Origin of the sequence: Bifidobacterium castoris (assembly GCF_003952025.1) — a bacterium.
Classification (GTDB): Bacteria; Actinomycetota; Actinomycetes; order Actinomycetales; family Bifidobacteriaceae; genus Bifidobacterium; species Bifidobacterium castoris.
This window is the reverse complement of the sequence record NZ_QXGI01000003.1, coordinates 308564-324332: the sequence shown is the minus strand read 5'-3', so window position 1 is coordinate 324332 and position 15769 is coordinate 308564. Positions and strand designations below refer to the sequence as shown.

The following is a 15769-nucleotide window of genomic DNA, read 5'->3' as shown; positions in this document are numbered from 1 at the left end:
GTTCTTACGGGTAGTGTTTTCGTACGGGCAGCGTCTTCTTACCGGCCGTGTCTTTCTTCCGGGCGGCGTTTCCTTACGGGGAGCCGTCGCTACCGGTGGCTCCTCCCCCATAAACGGCCTCGCTCTTACGGCAGGCGCATGCTCATAGACGACGTCCTTCCTACCGGTGGCGCACCCCGGATGACATACGGGCGACGTCCCCTGCCGTCGACGCCTTGCCTACGGGCTGCTGCGGCCCGTAAGCGAATCCTCATTCGGCTTTACGGGTCGCACGTCCCCGTTACGGCCGCGACGTACCACCCGTAACGTGATGACAGGCGCCGACGGTTACCGCGGGATGTCCATATTCGGCCATGGCGTTCGTCCGTTTGTAGCATTCGTTGAGTAGTCTGTCTTGTGGAAAGTCGCAACCGCGACGAACGAAATAACCCAATGGAGGATGCCACAATGGCGAAAACCGTCCTTGTTATCAACTCGGGCTCCAGCTCGATCAAGTACCAGCTCGTCGACCTCGAAACCGGCGAGGGAATCGCATCGGGTCTCGTCGAGAAGATCGGCGAGCCGATCGACGGTCACTACAAGTACGAATACAACGGCGAAAAGCACGAGCTCGAAGAGCGCATCGAGAACCATGAGCAGGGCCTCAAGCGCGTGCTCGGCTTCTTCGACGAGTACGGCCCGAAGCTCGACGAGGCGGGCATCATCGCCGTCGGCCACCGTGTCGTCCAGGGCGGCAACACCTTCCCGGATCCGGCACTCGTGACGCCGGCCACGACGGACAAGGTCGAGGAACTCGCCGTCCTCGCCCCGCTGCACAACGGCCCCGAGGCGAAGGGAGCGCGCGTCATGCGTCAGCTGATGCCGGAAGTGCCGCAGGTGTACGTCTTCGATTCCTCCTTCTTCCAGCAGCTGCCGAAGGCCGCCAGCACCTACGCGCTCAACAAGGAGGTCGCCGACAAGTACAAGATCCGCCGCTACGGCGCGCACGGCACCTCCCACTGGTTCGTCTCCTCGCAGATCCCGGAGTTCCTCGGCATCGACGCGGAGGCCGCAAAGGGCCTCAAGCAGATCGTGCTGCACATCGGCAACGGCGCGTCCGCATCCGCCGAGCTCGGCGGCCGTCCGATCGAGACGTCGATGGGCCTGACGCCGCTCGAGGGCCTCGTCATGGGTTCGCGCACCGGCGACATCGATCCGGCCGCCGTCTTCCACCTGATGCGCAACGCGCACATGGACGTCGACGAACTCGACGACCTCTTCAACAAGAAGTCCGGCATGATGGGCATGACCGGTTTCGGCGATATGCGCGAGGTGCATCGTCTGATCGCCGAAGGTGATGAGAACGCGAAGCTCGCGCTCGACGTCTACGTTCATCGCATCGTCAGCTACGTCGGCGCCTACACCGCGCAGCTCGGCGGCCTCGACGTTCTCACCTTCACCGCCGGCGTCGGCGAGAACGACGAGATCGTGCGCCGCATGGTGTGCGAGAAGCTCGCGCCGTTCGGCGTCAAGCTCGACATGGAGAAGAACGACACGCGTTCCAAGGAACCGCGCATCATCTCCACGCCGGATTCCTCGGTGACCGTCGTCGTCTACCCGACGAACGAGGAACTCGCGATCGCGCAGCGCGCGCAGGCGATCGTCGAGAAGGGCGAGGACACGTACGGCAACAAGATCGCCGCCTGAGCGCATCCATCGTCGCGGCGTCGGTCGTGAGGACCGCATGCCGCATATGACGAGGAGGGACGACCCGGATGGGGTCGTCCCTCCTTTTTTCGTTTGTTCGTTCATGAGCTCGCTCATGAATCCGTTCGCCCATACGCGCATCGTCGCAGCATGCTGCGGGCGGCGATCGCTTACGGGCGTCATGCGCATATGGCGTATTCCGTACGGGATGCCTCTTCGATGACGTGCACGACATCTCGTTACGGGCCGCATGGGCTTACCGGGCGCATCACGTCGCCGAAACCCCTACGGGCAGCGCCTCCGCTTCCCTCACGGGTCCTTCCTCCCCCGCATTCCGGTTCTGTCTGGATGCATGGACCAAAACCACCGCTCATCGCGGACGACGCGACCCATAAGGAACAGCCACCCGTTAGAGGGAGGTCAGCCGAGCTTCCCGTAAGAATGGCTTCCTGCGGCAACGGCTGCCGGTAAGAGTGGCCGCCCGTAGCGGCGGCCGGCGGTGAACGAGGAAGGGCGGCGCATATGATGGGCGGGCGACGCGCGGATCACCGATGCTGCGCGAGCATCGCCGTCCACATCCCGGTGAAGTCGGGGATCGTCTTGCGCGTCGTCTGCACGTCCTTGATCTCGATGCCGGGGATGCGCAGCCCGAGCATCGCCGCGAAGGTGGCCATGCGATGGTCGGCGTAGGTCTCCATGACCGCTCCGTGCAGTTCGTCGTCGGCGACCGGCTCGATGGCGATGCCGTTGTCGAGTTCCTCGGCGTGCGCTCCGACGCGTTCGATCTGCGTGACGAGCGCCTCGAGGCGATTCGTCTCATGGCCGCGCAGATGCCCGATGCCGACGAGTTCCGACGGGCCGTCCGCGAGCGTCGCGATGGCGGCGATGCTGGGCGCGATCTCCCCCGCCGCCGACAGGTCGAGTTCGCCGAGTCCGCGGATGGTGCCGTCACCGGTCACGCACAGCGTTCCGGAGAAGTCGTCGTTGAACATCTCGCAATCGTTGATCTCATCGAACGGTTCGCCGTCGAGCGTGATCGTCGCGCCGAACTTGTGCAGCATCGACGGCAGCAGACCACCCGGCTGCGTCGTATGGGCGGGCCAGTTCGGCACGCGCACGTCGCCGCCGGCGATGAGCGCCGCACCCAGGAACGGCGCGGCGTTCGACAGGTCGGGCTCGACGGTCACGGTCGCCGGCAGGTTGAGTTCGCGCGGCTGCACGAGCCAGCGTCCCCGTTCCGGCATCGTCACATCGCCGCCGGCCGCGTTGATGTCCTCCATCGTCATGCGGATGTGCGGCAGGCTCGGCAACGTCCTGCCGGTGTGGCGCAGCAGCACGCCGTCGGGGATCCGGGACGCCGCGAGCAGCAGGCCGGAGACGAACTGCGAGGACGACGACGAATCGACGCGGATCTTGATCGGCTTGCCGTCGGCCGATCCGAGCCGCTTCGGCGGCGTCACCGTGAACGGGAGGCAGCCTTCCTGACCGTGGTATTCGATATGCGCGCCGAGTTGTTTGAGGCCGAACAGCAGCGGCTCCATCGGCCGTGCATACGCCTGCTCGTCGCCGTCGAAGCGTACGGGACCGTCGGCGAACAGCACGAGCGGGGGCACGAAGCGCATCACCGTCCCGGCGAGGCCGCAGTAGACCTCCGTGTCGCCGGTGAACACGCCAGCCGGCGGCGGCGTCACCGTGACCGTCGTCGGGTCGTCGGCGTCCTCCTGGCAGGTCACGCCGAGCGCGCGCAACGCGTTCATCATCAGGTCGGTGTCGCGCGAACGCAGCAGCCCGTGGATGCGCACCGGGTCGGCGCTCAGCGCGGCGAGGATCAGATAACGGTTGGAAAGCGATTTGCTGCCCGGGATTATGACGCTTGCGTCCAACGGTGCGGTCGCGAGCGGCGCGGGCCACGGATCGGCCACGGCGGCCGTATGGTTCGGTTCGTTCATGTCCCCCATCGTAATGGAGACGGCTGAATTCGGCCGTCCCGGCATCTGCATGCCGGAGGAATATGAAATGCGTCCGGCGCGGGGCCGGACCGGGGATATCGGCGATCATGCGCCTATTGATGGCTCTCGGCCCCGAGGAATGAAAAAGCCGCCCGGAGGCGGCTTGCTGGCTCCTGCGGCTGGGCTTGAACCAGCGACCGTCCGATTAACAGTCGGATGCTCTGCCAACTGAGCTACGCAGGAATACTGCTTTGTCGAATCTCTTCAACGCAACAGAAAGACAATATACGCGCCGCACCCGCAATACGCAAATCCGGCGTGTCGAACCCATTTCCGCAGCCGGGGCTTGGTGCTCACACAAGGCACACCCCGTAAGTACACGGCCGCCCCGCGCGAGCATGGGCCGCGCGTAAGGGCGAGGCCGCCCATTAAGGATTCCGTAAAGAAAAAGAACAAGACCGGGGTGGACGGCCGGCAAAGACGGCGCAAACCATCCGGGAATGGAAAATCAGTTCAAGGCCGACTGGCGTGTCGCGGATCCCGCGCCCCCGAAACCAATGACGCGAACCACCCATGCGTCCGACGGAATCCATTCCGCCGTCGGCCTTGAACCGACGATTTCCACTGTACGCGCTTTATCCGCGGTCGGTGCGCTTGTGCCCGCATGCATACAAATCCCCCATACTTATCTCACGATTCGTCCACATCCGTCCACGACCAGCGGCATATACATATAAAGGCATATGGAAACCCAACGTATCGGCCGTCCCCCGCTTGACGCACGATGGCCGCAAAGGCATCGCCGTCGGTTTACCGCGCCGGCGTGTCCATACGGCGCGGTCGCCGTCCCCGAGGAATGAAAAAGCCGCCCGGAGGCGGCTTGCTGGCTCCTGCGGCTGGGCTTGAACCAGCGACCGTCCGATTAACAGTCGGATGCTCTGCCAACTGAGCTACGCAGGAATACTGCTTCGTCGAATCTCTTCAACGCAACAGAAAGACAATATACGCGCCGCACCCGCAATACGCAAATCCGGCGTGTCGATGTCACGGCATCACGATCCGTTCGAGCGGCATCGCCGAATCGATCGGGAAATCAGGCGACGACGGCGCGACACCCGCCTGAACGAGGTTCGAGCCGAGCATGGCGACCATCGCGCCATTGTCGGTGCACAGCGCGACACGTGGCAGCCGCACGTCGACACCATGCTCCTCGCCCGTAGTGAGTAGCGCCTGACGCAGCTGCGAGTTGGCCGAGAAGCCGCCGCCGACGATAAGCGTGTCCGCATCGTACTGCCCGCAGCCGCGCATCGCCTTCTTCGCGAGCACGTCGGCGACGGACGCCGCGAGCGACGCGCACACGTCGTCCACCGGAATCGACTCCCCGGCCGCCCGCCTCTCCTCGATCCAGCGCGCGACCGCAGTCTTGACGCCCGAGAAGCTGAAGTCGTACGGATGCTGCTTGCCGGCGCGCCCCTGCGTGAGCCCCTGCGGCACATGGATCGCGCGCGGATCGCCACGCTGTGCGTGCGCGTCGATATGCGGCCCTCCCGGATACGGGAAGCCGAGCAGGCGCGCCACCTTGTCGAAGCACTCGCCGGCCGCGTCGTCGAGCGTCGTGCCGACGACGTCCACATGGCGCGCGATGTCCTCGACGTGCAGCAGCGACGTATGGCCGCCCGAGACGATGAGCGCCATCGTGTTTGCCGGCAGTGCGCCGAACTGCAGCTGCGTCACCGCCACATGCCCGATCACGTGGTTGACGCCGTAGACCGGCTTGCCGGCGGCCCAACCAAGCGCTTTCGCGCCGGAGACGCCGACGGCGAGGCATCCGGCGAGGCCCGGACCAGCCGACACGGCGATCGCGTCGACGTCCGAGATTTCCAGCCCCGCGTCCGCGAGCGCCTTCGAGACGACCGGCACGAATGCCTGCGCGTGCGCGCGCGACGCGATCTCGGGGATGACGCCGCCGTAGCGCGCATGCTCGTCCATCGACGACGCGACGACGTTCGAGCGCAATGCGCCGCCCTGCACGACCGCCGCAGCCGTCTCGTCGCATGTCGATTCGATGCCGAGGATGATTGGCCCGCTCATCGTCTCCGTGTGTTCCATGCCTCCACCTTGTCCTGTCCTGCGTTCCTTCTTGTCGTCAGTTCGCGGCGAATCCCACGACGCGCGGCCTCAGTTCGAGGCTCATCGTGTACGCGTCCACGCCTTCGGGCTGATAGTACCGTCTGCGCAGCCCCATGCGCTCGAATCCGATGCTCCGGTAGAGCGCGAGCGCGGCGTCGTTGTCGACGCGCACCTCGAGCAGCATGCGTTCGGCGCCGGCGGCCTTCGCGTCCGCGATCATCCGTTTGAGCAGCGCGCGTCCGATGCCTTCGCGCTGATGGTCGCGGGCGACGCCGATCGTCATGACCTGCGCGTCGTAGCCGTCGTACCAGTATCCCGCGTAGCCGCGTATGCGAGGGCCCGTTCCGTCGTCCCCCTCCTCGTCGTCCACGTCGAAGTAGTAGGCGCGCGCGGGCGCGTCGAGCTCCTGCGCGATGGCGCGTTCGCTCCACGCCCCGGCGCCGAAGAGGTCGCGTTCGAGCGCGGCCATCACCTTGACGGCCGCCGTGCGGTCGAGCGCGTCGTCGGTCACGATCATGCCGTCGCCTCGCCCGGCGTATGCGCGGGGTCGTGACTGAGCACGTGCTTGAGCGGGTTCGGCACGCTCACGTCGGGCCTGCGCAGATACAGCGGCTCGACGGCTCCCGCGCCCTCGTCGGCCGGGGCGTGCGCCTGCGCGGCGGACGCGAACAGCGAGAGCCCTTCGGCGCCCATGTCAAGCGCGGCGGCGTCGCTCACCGTCTCCACGTGTTCGAGTCCCTCCCACGCGGATGCGTATTTGCGTGCGCCGTGGCCGATGACGTCGATGACGACGTCGACGCCGGGATGCGCCGCGCGGTATGCGTCGACGGCTTCGCCGACGCGGCGCGCGATATGGTCCGGGGCGTCGATGTCCATGTCGATGAGCGTCGTCGGATTGCCGGCGTCGGCGCCGAGGTCGGCGTAGAGGCCAAAGTAGAGCTGCCTGCGGCGCGCGTCGTTGACGCTGAGCGTGAGCGCGGCGAGCGGCGAGCCGTCGGTGACGAGGCTCACGTCGGCGTAGTCGAAGCGGTCGGCGAAGCGTGGGTCGTGGCGGTGGACGGCGTGCATGAGCACGGCGTTCGGCGTCAGATCGTCCTGTCCGAGCAGCGTCGTGCCGGTCGCGTAGGCGATCGCCTTCGCCGTGACGATGCCGGCGCGCAGCCCGGTGAACGGCGCCGGTCCGACGCCGACGACGATGCGTTCCACCGCGTGCGGCGCGACGCCCGCCTGCCGGCATGCGGCGTCGATGTCGTCGCGCAGCTTCTCCACATGGGTGCGCGAGTCGTGTTCGACGACCGGATCGTGTCCGACGACGCCCACGGTCGAGCCGAACGATGTGTCGATGACTAGAGTGTGCATGTTCCGTCTTTTCGTTGTAGTGCGTTGGCGGTCGCGCCGCTCAGCGCGGTTCGAGGCCGTCGAGGAATCCTTCCCATCGCGCGCCGACGCCGGTGATCGTCGCGTAGCGCACGCCGCCGCTCGTCAGTGCGGCGTCGTGAGCCGCGTCAGGGCGTCCAAGCGGACGCTCGAGCACGATGTCGAGCCGTTCGTCGGCGAGCGCGGCAGCCATCTGCTCGCCCCATTCCATCAGGACGACGGCGTGGTCGTCGACGTCCTCGAGCTCCTCGTCCAGGCCGAGCGACTCGAGCTCGTCGAGGAGGCGGTCGACGCTGTCCTGGCCGGGCGCGTAGTCGACGCCGCCCAGACGGTAGGCGTCGACGTGGATGAGTCGCGCGGGACGGCCGTCCGCGAAGACGCCGGACAGCTCGCGCGCAATCGTGAACGTCGGCGAGACGATCGGCTCGTCGATGCCCAGCCCTGCACCGAAGCCTTGGGCGAAGGTCGTCTTGCCGGCGCCGAGCGGACCCGACAGCAGGATGACCTCGCCGCCGTGCATGCGTCCGGCCACGGCGGCGCCGAGCGCTCGCATGTCCTCGGCGCGAGGCACCGCGAATCGTTTCGATTCCATGTCCTTCGACCTTCCGATGTTGCCAATGCTGTCCCGGTCCATGTTACTCAACGCCTTTGTTCGCGATGAGCTCCACGCAGCGCTCGAGCGCGTAGGCGGCGTCGCCCCCGGCGGTCTTGCACTGCTCGTCCGCCCACGCGAGACGGCGCACGCAGCGGCCGAGCGCCTGCGACGACCAGCCGGAGAGCTGGCGTTGCGTCTTGCGGATGAGCCACGGCGGCATCTTCGCCTCACCGGACGTGATCGATCCGGCGCGCACGGCGGAGGCCTTCGCCAGCGAACGCAGCTTCATCGCGAGCGCGCCGACGAGCGCAATCGCGTCGATGCCCTGAACGAGCGCCGAGCGCAGCATGACGACGGCCTGCGCGCCGTCGCCGGCGAGCGCGGCGTCGGCCACGTTGAAGCCGGTGACCTGCGGATTGGCGGTCATGTACCGGTTGACCTGTTCGAGCGTGATCGGGTCCTCGTCGAAGTCCATGCACAGCTGGCCGACCATCGCGCACAGCTCGCCGAAGCCGTGCTCGCCGTAGACGGCCGCCAGCTGTTCGGCGGCCTGCGGCTCGACGCGGCGTCCGCGACGTTCGAATTCGCCGATCGCGAAGTTCCTCACGCCGCCTTTCTCCTTGAGCGCCTTGAGGTCGTCGACCTGCTGCATCGCAGCGCCGGCGCGCCGCAAATCGTCGACGAGGCGCTTGCCCTTGGCACCTCCGGTGTGGCGCATGACGACGCCCGACGCGTTCGGGTCGCCTGCCGATTCGCGCACGTAGGCCACGAGCGACTTGCCGAGTGATTCGTCGGCGTCCTCGAGATGGGTGAGCAGCACGCCGGCGCGATCGCTCAGCAGCGACGGGCTGACCGCCTCGTCGAAGTCGTATCCCTCGATCGCGCGCGCGTCGAGTTCGACGAAGTCGGCGTCGCGGTGGTTGTCGAGCCATCGGCGCACGTCGGCGCGCGCCTCGCGTTCGTTGAGGAACTCGATGCCGCCGAAGACGATGACGCAGTTCGCGTCCTTGTTCACTCCCATAGTCCCAATGTGTGCGCATCGTTGGACAATCACGGTCACCGTCCTCCCCACGCCGAGACGCCCGGTGCCGTCTGGCTCGCGCGCGCCGCCGGGGTCTGCCGACGGCGGCCGCGCGCATGCCTGCGTCCGCCTCGGCCGTACGCCGCCAGCGCAGCCGCACGATCATCGCGAACGTGCGCTCATGCCACTGGCGCAGCCGGACGGCCGGCGACGGCGCCGCGGCGAATCCGCGCCGCCGCGGACGGCCGGCGCGCACATGCGCCATCGCACGCATCAGGACGACGATGAGCAGCACGAGGGCCTCGGCGCCGGCAAGCCGCAGCGCACCGTCCGCGTCCTGCGGCCACGCGAGCGTCGATGTGGCGTCGTCCGCGCCGAAGACGTCGGCGGCGACTTCGACGCTCTTCGTACCGAGCGATGCGCACCATGCGAGCGCGAAGCCGATCCGGGGCATGCACCAGCCGACCGCGTACGCGCCGAGCCCGCACACGGTGGCCATATCCATCCACGGCGCGACGAGCAGGTTCGCCGGCACCGCCCACAGCGCGATCCGCGGCTGCATGAGCAGCTGCAGCGGCGCCGTGAGCAGCTGGGCCCCGATCGTCGTCGCGAGCGCGTCGGCCATTCTGTGCGGCAGCCAGCGGCGCAGCGCGGCCGCGAGCGGGCCGGAGACGAGCGCGATGCCGAGGACCGCCGCACACGACAGCGCGAAGCCGAAATCGGCGGCGCGAGCGGGCCGGACGACGATCGCGGCGATCGCCGTCCACAGCAGCAGCGGCGTCGTCTGTTCGCGCCGTCCGAGCAGCACGTATCCGAGGGCGAGCAGATGCATGACGACCGCCCTCGTGATCGATTCGCTCGGCACGAGGACGGCCGTGAGCGCCCCGACCGCGACGGCGCGGGCCGCGGCGACGGCCCAGCGCGGCGCGAGCGCCCATGAGCACAGCGCCGTCGCCGCGGAGACGAGCAGCGCGTAGTGGCCTCCGGAGACGGCCATGAGATGGATGATGCCCGCACGGCGGCATCCTTCCTCGAGCCGGCGCGCGTAGACCTCGTCGACGGGTTCGCCGTCGGTCAGCGCGTCCTGGCCGAGCACGCCGAGCGTCAGCCCCGGCACAAGGACGCGCCCCTGATCCGAAAGCCGGTCGGTGACGGCGAAGAACCTGCGCTGCATCGCGTGCACGGCCCGGCGCCACGCCGGCGGATCGCTCAGGCGCACGGCGCCGGCGGCGTCCTCGGACGCCACCGTCAGCAGCAACGCGCGTGGGTTCCATGACGCGCGCGCGAGCGTGCCGGACAGGCGGTATTCGCCGCCCTGCACGACGTTCGGGCAGAGCGCGGCGGGCAGCAGCACCTGCACGTCGACGTCCGACGGCATACGCACGCCTCCCGCCTGCACGGCGCGTGTGGAGACCCGCACCGTGCAGGCGGCCGAACGCGAAGCCGAACGCATCGCCGGCGCGCGCGTGTGCACGTCGACGGTCGCCCGCGACGCACCGTCGCGGGACATGCGCATCGCCGGATCGGCCGTCTCGTGCGTCGATGCGACGGCCGTCGAGAACGCGCCCGTCAGCGCCGCCGACACGCACACGAGCAGACACGAAGCGCAACGCAGCGCGGGGTGCGCATGCCCTGCGCGGACATGACGCAGCCACAGATGCACGCCGTGCAGCGTCGCGAACATGACAACGCACGCGCCCATGCCGATCGTGACGACGAGGCCGCGCATGCCGGCGGCGCCCTCCTCGGGCAGCACGGCGCGCATCGCGAGCGCCGCGGCCCACAGGCACAGCGCGGCCGGGAGCATCCGCAGGTCGCGGCGTCCCGATTCGCCGTCCTCCCAACGTGGCGTGAGGCCGCGCAGACCGCGGCGAACGGTCCCGAAATTCCGTCGCGCCCTACCTGCCGTCACGCCGCCATCCGTCATCGCACCGTCACCTGCCCGCGGATCTTCTCGAGCGTCTTGGGGCCGATGCCGTCGATGTTGAGCAGATCGTCGACGGCGCCGAACCGTCCCACGCTCGTACGGTAGGCGATGATGTTCGCGGCCGTCACCGGGCCGACCCCCTTGACCGTCTCGAGCTGCTCCTGCGTCGCCGTGTTGAGGTCGATGAGCTGCGGCGTCGCCTGCGGTGCGGCCTGTTGCGTCGGTTGTGACTGCGGCGTCGCGTCCGGCTGTCCCTGCGCCGCGCCGGCCGTCGACGCCTGCGCCGACGAGGCGGGGGCGCTCGACGCGCATGAGGGGGCGTCATCGTCCGCGGCGGCGCGCGACGACGCCGTGACGGGCGTCGGTTCGGGCGAGGCGTCTGCCAGATTGACCGATTGCTGCACGAGCAGCGTGAGGCTCGCCGCGAGCATGACGACGAGGATCGCCATGACGATGAGCGCGTGCACCGGTTCGACGCTTAGCCGGGGGCGCGTACGAGGGGCGGCTTGCCCCGTCTCCTCGCCCGCGCGCACGCCGGCGAGCCCCTCCAGCAGCGCACGCGCGCCGCCGTCCCCGGAGTCGTCGTCCCCCATGCGGCCGTTTCCGGCGCAACCGTCCTTCGCGGCGCCGTCGTCGGCGCACCCGCCATGCGCGCCGCGCCGCGGAGTGGCGGGACGTGGCGGCAGCGGCACGTCGGGCAGGCGCGGACGGTGCACGCCGGACCCCGATGCCGGTGCGGCCGGCGGGACCTCATCGCCCACTTCAACGCCCTGTCTCGAGATTGGCTTGAGGCGGGGCGTTTGCGTTGCGGCAGTAGGAGTAGGTGCCGGTTCGCATGTTTGACGGTGGTTGACGCTGATTGATTGTTTTTGACGCGGTTGCACCGGTTTCGTGTCCAAACCATGTCCACATGTCCACGCCGGGACGCGACCCCCGGATGCCACCGGACCAGTCCTCGCGCTCCGATATGACAGTGGCCGAGCGGACCGCAATTAGCAATGGCGCCCTATCCGGCGTCCTATCCCGACGCCGCCGAAACGCCGGCATACGCGACGCCGGCTGAACCCGCGCAAACACTCACGACACGCCGATGTCGTAATTTACGACAGCATGTGTTATAGTGGTAATCACAAGGAACGAAGCACAAGGCAAGGTTCCAAGGCCACGAAAGGGCAAGTGATCAACATGCAGTACTTCAACACCAGCATCGAGGACATGGTCAACACGGTCGCCGGCGACTACGCGCAGGACTTCGACACCGACGCGATCGTCGACGAGTACATCGCCGCGTTCGACGCCAAGCTCGAGGAGCTCGGCTGCATGTGCAGCCTGCACGCCGACGGCTCCATCACCGACTGGGACTGGGCCGACGAGCCGGGCTGGGCGGAGCGCCACATCCCCGACGACGCCGACCTCGACGCGATCCGCGACGGCATCGACCTCGGCGCCATCATGGCCGCCCACGACGACACCGCCGCCTGACGGCCGACCATCAACCGGGCGGGGCTCCGGCCCCGCCCCCCGCTTTTAGGAGGACATCATGTCAACACAACACCAGAGCCTGCGCCAGCAGGCGCTCATCCGCCTCGGCCGGGCGCTCACCCACCTCTACGGGGCGATGTACGGCACGGGCGACAACTGTTTCGGCCGCGAGGACGCCATGCTCATCCAGACGACCTTGAACCGCGACGACCGGGCGGACCTACTCAAGGAGGCCGCCGGCCACACCGGCCGCGACGAGCACGGCGTCGAGGAGCTCACGCTCTTCATCGACGAGGACCTGCACGACGAGCGCCTCGACGTGTTCGAATGGGTCCGCGACGACGAGGCATGCCTGACCGCCGCCGAGTTCCACTGCCTGCGCCAGCAGCTGGGCCTGACCGCCAGATGGCTCGCCGAACGCTGGGACGTGACCGAGCGCAGCGTGCAACGCTGGGAGACCAGCCGGCGCCTACCGGCCGACCTCACCGAGGACCTGCTGTCGCTGCGCGAGCGGCAGCTGCGCGAGATCGAACACGAGTCGGAAGAGGTAATGCGCACGATGGGCGGCGTCATGGTGCCGCGCAAGCACACGCTGCCGGCCGAATACCCGGCCGAATGGTGGCAGACCATCGCCTGGCACGTGCACGAGCGCACCGGCGCGACCATCCTCTACGACGACGACACGGACGAGGGCCTCGACGCCGGACCCGACGAGGCGGACGGCGACGATGAGTAGGCGACGTCAGGCGAAGCCGAAGCTGACGCCGGTGTGGATGCCGTATCTGCGCGGCAAGCTCGCCGACTGGCTCGACGCGCGGCACGACATGGAATACGGCCGGCCACGCTCGGACTACACCGACATGCTGCAGAAGGCATGGAGCCGCGGGGACTCGCTGCGCACCAGCCCCATGTGGTGGATCAGCCGCGACATGACGACGCTCGCCGTGCACACCGCCCTGCATGAGGAGCCGCCGACCGTGACACCGCCCAGCAGCACCGGGTTCGTGGTCTTCGACGGCGGCCTCGACCTCGAGCAGGCGCCCGACGCGCCGCTCGCGCACATCTGCGCCATCCGATGGGTCATCCAATACGACGAGCGCCACGAGCAGCATGTGGGCTGCGCCATGTTCACCGACGACCCGGGTGTGCGCACGCTGCTGGGCTGCGACCTGCCGCTCGCGCCGATGCCCAGGACGTCGATGGGCACGATCAGCGACGACACCGCCGCCGACGTGTTCGGCCGCATCCTGCAGGCCATGTGGGCGCTCAGCGCCGAACCGACCGTATGCGAAACGAGCGCACCATGCAGGCCGTCGTCGCTCGAGCCGCTGCCGCCGCGCATGGTCGACGACGCCGTGGCCCACGTGCGCATGGTCATCCTGCGCGAGAACCTCCACTCGCCCCGAACCGGTGACAAGGACGACGCGCGGCCCCGGCGCGAATACTCGCACCGGTTCATCGTGCGCGGCTGCTGGCGCAACCAGCCCTACGGCAAAAACCGTGAACTGCGGCGCCGCCAGTGGATACCGCCGTACGTCAAGGGGCCGGCCGACAAGCCGCTGATCGCGAAGGAGACGGTGCGCATATGGCGACGATGATGAGCATGGACGAGGCGATCGCCGGATGGCTGGTCGCCTACCGCGGCCCGACCCTGGCGCGCTACCGCACCGCGGTGCGCGCATGGCTGCGCTGGTGCGACCTCAACGGCGTCGACCCCATGACGGCGCGGCGCAGCCACCTCGAGACATGGTGCGCATACCTCGCCCGCACGAGATCCGAGACGAACGCGCGCAACACTTTAAGCTGCGTGCGGTCCTTCTACCACTATCTGGCCGGCGAGCGGATTGTCGCCCAGGACCCGTCCGAGCATCTGCGCCTGCCGCGACAGTACCGGCATTCGACCGGCACCTACCTGACCGCGCAGCAGGCGGCACGGTTTTTGGACGCCGCACGCGACATGGGACGCCAGGAGTACGCGCTGTGCGCGCTGCTGCTGCTCGCCGGCCCGCGCATCGGCGAGGCGCTCGGCCTCGACGTCGAGGACTGGAACCCGCAGACGGGGACCGTGCGCTACGCGCGCAAAGGCCACTACATGCAGGAAGTGCACGTCGCGGCCGCCGTCCGCGACGCCCTGACCGCCCATCTCGGACGCCGCCGCCACGGACCGATGTTCCGCGGCGCGAAAAACCGACGCATGTCGCAGAACAGGGCGCGCAACATCGTACGAACCTGCGGAGCGCGGATCGGCGTGCTCGACATCACGCCGCATTCGCTGCGACGAACGTTCTGCACGCTCGCGGTCGACGCCGGCGTACCCGAACGAGACATCATGGCCGCCGCAGGCTGGACATCCCAAAACATGCTCATCTACTACGACATGCAATCCCGCAGCATCACACAACAGGCGGGCGACGCGGTCGCCGGACTGCTCGACCTATAAAACACAAAAAACCGCCCCGCTCCCCCACCGTGTTGGTGGGAGGCGGGGCTGTGGTTTCTCAGGATTCCGGGGGATTATCCCCTAGCGTTCCCGAGCATTCCTAGTTGACGGTGCGGTTGGGGTTGTAGGCGACGCCGAACGCGGCCGCAACGGTGGGGATCGCGCCGGCCATCGCGGACAGCAGGATCGTGGCCCATTCGGGCGCGTGCGCCGCGATCGCCACGGGGGCGGCGACCGCGAGGAGCACACCCAAAATGGTGCAGGCGACGTAGATCGCGGTACGCACCGATGGGTCGAACACGGGCGTGTAGGGTTCCGCGCCGGGCAGGTTGCCGGGCAGCGGCTGGTCCGCGTCGTCGTAAATGCGGGTGTCGTCGAAGGTGTCGGTCATGGTTTCGCTCATTTCGTGTCCTTGACGAGCACGCCGAACGCGGCCATGTCGGCCGGGTTGACGTCGCCGTATTCGTCCTTGGCGCCGACGCACTGCGCCCACGTCTTGCACTGCTCGCCGGTCTTCTCGTAGACGTACTTCATGGTCTTGAGCACGTCCATGGTCGGGATGTGCCTGTACTGGCCTGCGGCCATGTCGGCGACGTACAGTTCCTGGGTGCCCTTCTTGCGGAAGATGACATGCATGTTGTTGTGCTCCTTTTTGATGTTTGCCACGGTTGCGGCGGTGTTGGTGGTCATTTTGGATTGGACGAGCTGCTTGAACTTGTCCCAGCTGTAGCCCCATTGGGCGAAGTACGGGTACGGGTCGGTGTGGTCGCTGCCCCCGTACGTCTGGCTGTACCACTGGTGGGGGTGCATCTTGTCGACGCCCCACCCGTGGGCCTTGAGTATCTGCGCGCACACGTCGGCGGCGATCTGGATACCCTTATCGAAATCCGTCTTGTTGGTCGCCTCGCAGATTTCCAATCCGACGCATGTCGAATTGCCGTTGCCTACCTGCCAGCACAGGCGGTTGTCCGGCACGGTGTGGTACGCCTCATTCCAGTCGGACACGTAGTGGACCGCGTAATCATAGCCGCGACTCCACAGGTCGCGGTGGTTCTTGGCGGTCGCCCCCGGGTTCGCCGTGCTGTGGACGGCGAGCATCGTGGGGGCCAACGCGCCATGTCCCTGATTGACGATGTCCTGTTTGATCGTGACCATCATGCTC

General features: G+C 67.8%; 15 protein-coding genes, 2 tRNA genes and 1 pseudogene. 6 read left to right on the top strand and 12 right to left on the bottom strand.

From position 1 onward, the window contains the following. The first annotated feature begins 447 nt into the window (after nucleotides 1-447). On the top strand, nucleotides 448-1686 hold the full coding sequence (locus tag D2E22_RS05540; protein ID WP_126032099.1) for an acetate/propionate family kinase: 1239 nt from the start codon (nucleotides 448-450) through the stop codon (nucleotides 1684-1686). A gap of 545 nt (nucleotides 1687-2231) precedes the next feature. Here D2E22_RS05540 and aroA read toward each other — a convergent pair. The 9 genes and pseudogenes from aroA to D2E22_RS10990 form a co-directional block, all read right to left on the bottom strand. After that, the gene (aroA, locus tag D2E22_RS05535; protein ID WP_126032124.1) at nucleotides 2232-3644 is read right to left on the bottom strand and encodes a 3-phosphoshikimate 1-carboxyvinyltransferase; all 1413 of its coding nucleotides are present in this window, start codon (nucleotides 3642-3644) and stop codon (nucleotides 2232-2234) included. Between the two features lie 158 nt (nucleotides 3645-3802). Continuing rightward, nucleotides 3803-3878, bottom strand: a tRNA-Asn gene (locus tag D2E22_RS05530). A 641-nt stretch (nucleotides 3879-4519) separates the two neighbouring features. Next, nucleotides 4520-4595: transfer RNA gene (locus tag D2E22_RS05525), tRNA-Asn, on the bottom strand. 84 nt (nucleotides 4596-4679) lie between these two features. Then, nucleotides 4680-5726 carry a tRNA (adenosine(37)-N6)-threonylcarbamoyltransferase complex transferase subunit TsaD gene (gene tsaD / locus D2E22_RS05520; protein ID WP_126032123.1) on the bottom strand — a complete coding sequence of 349 codons (1047 nt, stop codon included), beginning with the start codon at nucleotides 5724-5726 and terminating at the stop codon, nucleotides 4680-4682. Nucleotides 5727-5781: 55 nt separating this feature from the next. Then, nucleotides 5782-6282: a ribosomal protein S18-alanine N-acetyltransferase gene (gene rimI / locus D2E22_RS05515; RefSeq protein ID WP_126032098.1), complete on the bottom strand. Its 501-nt coding sequence runs from the start codon at nucleotides 6280-6282 to the stop codon at nucleotides 5782-5784. After that, entirely contained in the window at nucleotides 6279-7124 is an 846-nt protein-coding gene (tsaB, locus tag D2E22_RS05510) for a tRNA (adenosine(37)-N6)-threonylcarbamoyltransferase complex dimerization subunit type 1 TsaB (protein ID WP_126032097.1), read from the bottom strand. The genes rimI and tsaB overlap by 4 nt, the downstream gene beginning before the upstream one ends. A gap of 40 nt (nucleotides 7125-7164) precedes the next feature. After that, entirely contained in the window at nucleotides 7165-7734 is a 570-nt protein-coding gene (gene tsaE / locus D2E22_RS05505) for a tRNA (adenosine(37)-N6)-threonylcarbamoyltransferase complex ATPase subunit type 1 TsaE (protein ID WP_126032096.1), read from the bottom strand. A 43-nt stretch (nucleotides 7735-7777) separates the two neighbouring features. Further along, complete coding sequence (gene holA, locus D2E22_RS05500; RefSeq protein ID WP_126032095.1) at nucleotides 7778-8758, bottom strand: DNA polymerase III subunit delta; 981 nt, start codon at nucleotides 8756-8758, stop codon at nucleotides 7778-7780. 349 nt (nucleotides 8759-9107) lie between these two features. Next, nucleotides 9108-9755 (bottom strand): annotated as a pseudogene (locus D2E22_RS10990) (ComEC/Rec2 family competence protein); the annotation flags it as partial. Between the two features lie 151 nt (nucleotides 9756-9906). Here D2E22_RS10990 and D2E22_RS10785 point away from each other — a divergent pair. Next, nucleotides 9907-10404: a hypothetical protein gene (locus D2E22_RS10785; RefSeq protein WP_241218198.1), complete on the top strand. Its 498-nt coding sequence runs from the start codon at nucleotides 9907-9909 to the stop codon at nucleotides 10402-10404. A gap of 277 nt (nucleotides 10405-10681) precedes the next feature. Here D2E22_RS10785 and D2E22_RS05490 read toward each other — a convergent pair whose 3' ends face one another. Then, the gene (locus D2E22_RS05490) at nucleotides 10682-11446 is read right to left on the bottom strand and encodes a ComEA family DNA-binding protein (RefSeq protein ID WP_126032094.1); all 765 of its coding nucleotides are present in this window, start codon (nucleotides 11444-11446) and stop codon (nucleotides 10682-10684) included. Nucleotides 11447-11870: 424 nt separating this feature from the next. Here D2E22_RS05490 and D2E22_RS05485 point away from each other — a divergent pair, with 424 nt between their 5' ends. From D2E22_RS05485 to D2E22_RS05470, 4 genes are read left to right on the top strand one after another with little or no spacing between them, the layout of a single operon-like run. Further along, complete coding sequence (locus D2E22_RS05485; RefSeq protein WP_164518432.1) at nucleotides 11871-12167, top strand: hypothetical protein; 297 nt, start codon at nucleotides 11871-11873, stop codon at nucleotides 12165-12167. Between the two features lie 58 nt (nucleotides 12168-12225). After that, nucleotides 12226-12903 (top strand): helix-turn-helix domain-containing protein, encoded by a 678-nt coding sequence (locus tag D2E22_RS05480; protein ID WP_126032092.1) that lies wholly within the window; start codon nucleotides 12226-12228, stop codon nucleotides 12901-12903. After that, complete coding sequence (locus tag D2E22_RS05475) at nucleotides 12896-13765, top strand: hypothetical protein (protein ID WP_126032091.1); 870 nt, start codon at nucleotides 12896-12898, stop codon at nucleotides 13763-13765. Before D2E22_RS05480 ends, D2E22_RS05475 begins: the two co-directional genes overlap by 8 nt. Beyond that, on the top strand, nucleotides 13753-14607 hold the full coding sequence (locus D2E22_RS05470) for a tyrosine-type recombinase/integrase (RefSeq protein WP_126032090.1): 855 nt from the start codon (nucleotides 13753-13755) through the stop codon (nucleotides 14605-14607). Before D2E22_RS05475 ends, D2E22_RS05470 begins: the two co-directional genes overlap by 13 nt. 100 nt (nucleotides 14608-14707) lie before the next feature. On the opposite strand, the gene D2E22_RS05465 is transcribed toward D2E22_RS05470, so the two are convergent. Beyond that, a complete protein-coding gene (locus D2E22_RS05465) occupies nucleotides 14708-15010 on the bottom strand; it encodes a hypothetical protein (RefSeq protein ID WP_126032089.1) in 303 nt (100 codons plus the stop codon). Then, nucleotides 15007-15765 (bottom strand): peptidoglycan recognition protein family protein, encoded by a 759-nt coding sequence (locus tag D2E22_RS05460; protein WP_126032088.1) that lies wholly within the window; start codon nucleotides 15763-15765, stop codon nucleotides 15007-15009. Before D2E22_RS05460 ends, D2E22_RS05465 begins: the two co-directional genes overlap by 4 nt. Nucleotides 15766-15769: the final 4 nt, after the last annotated feature.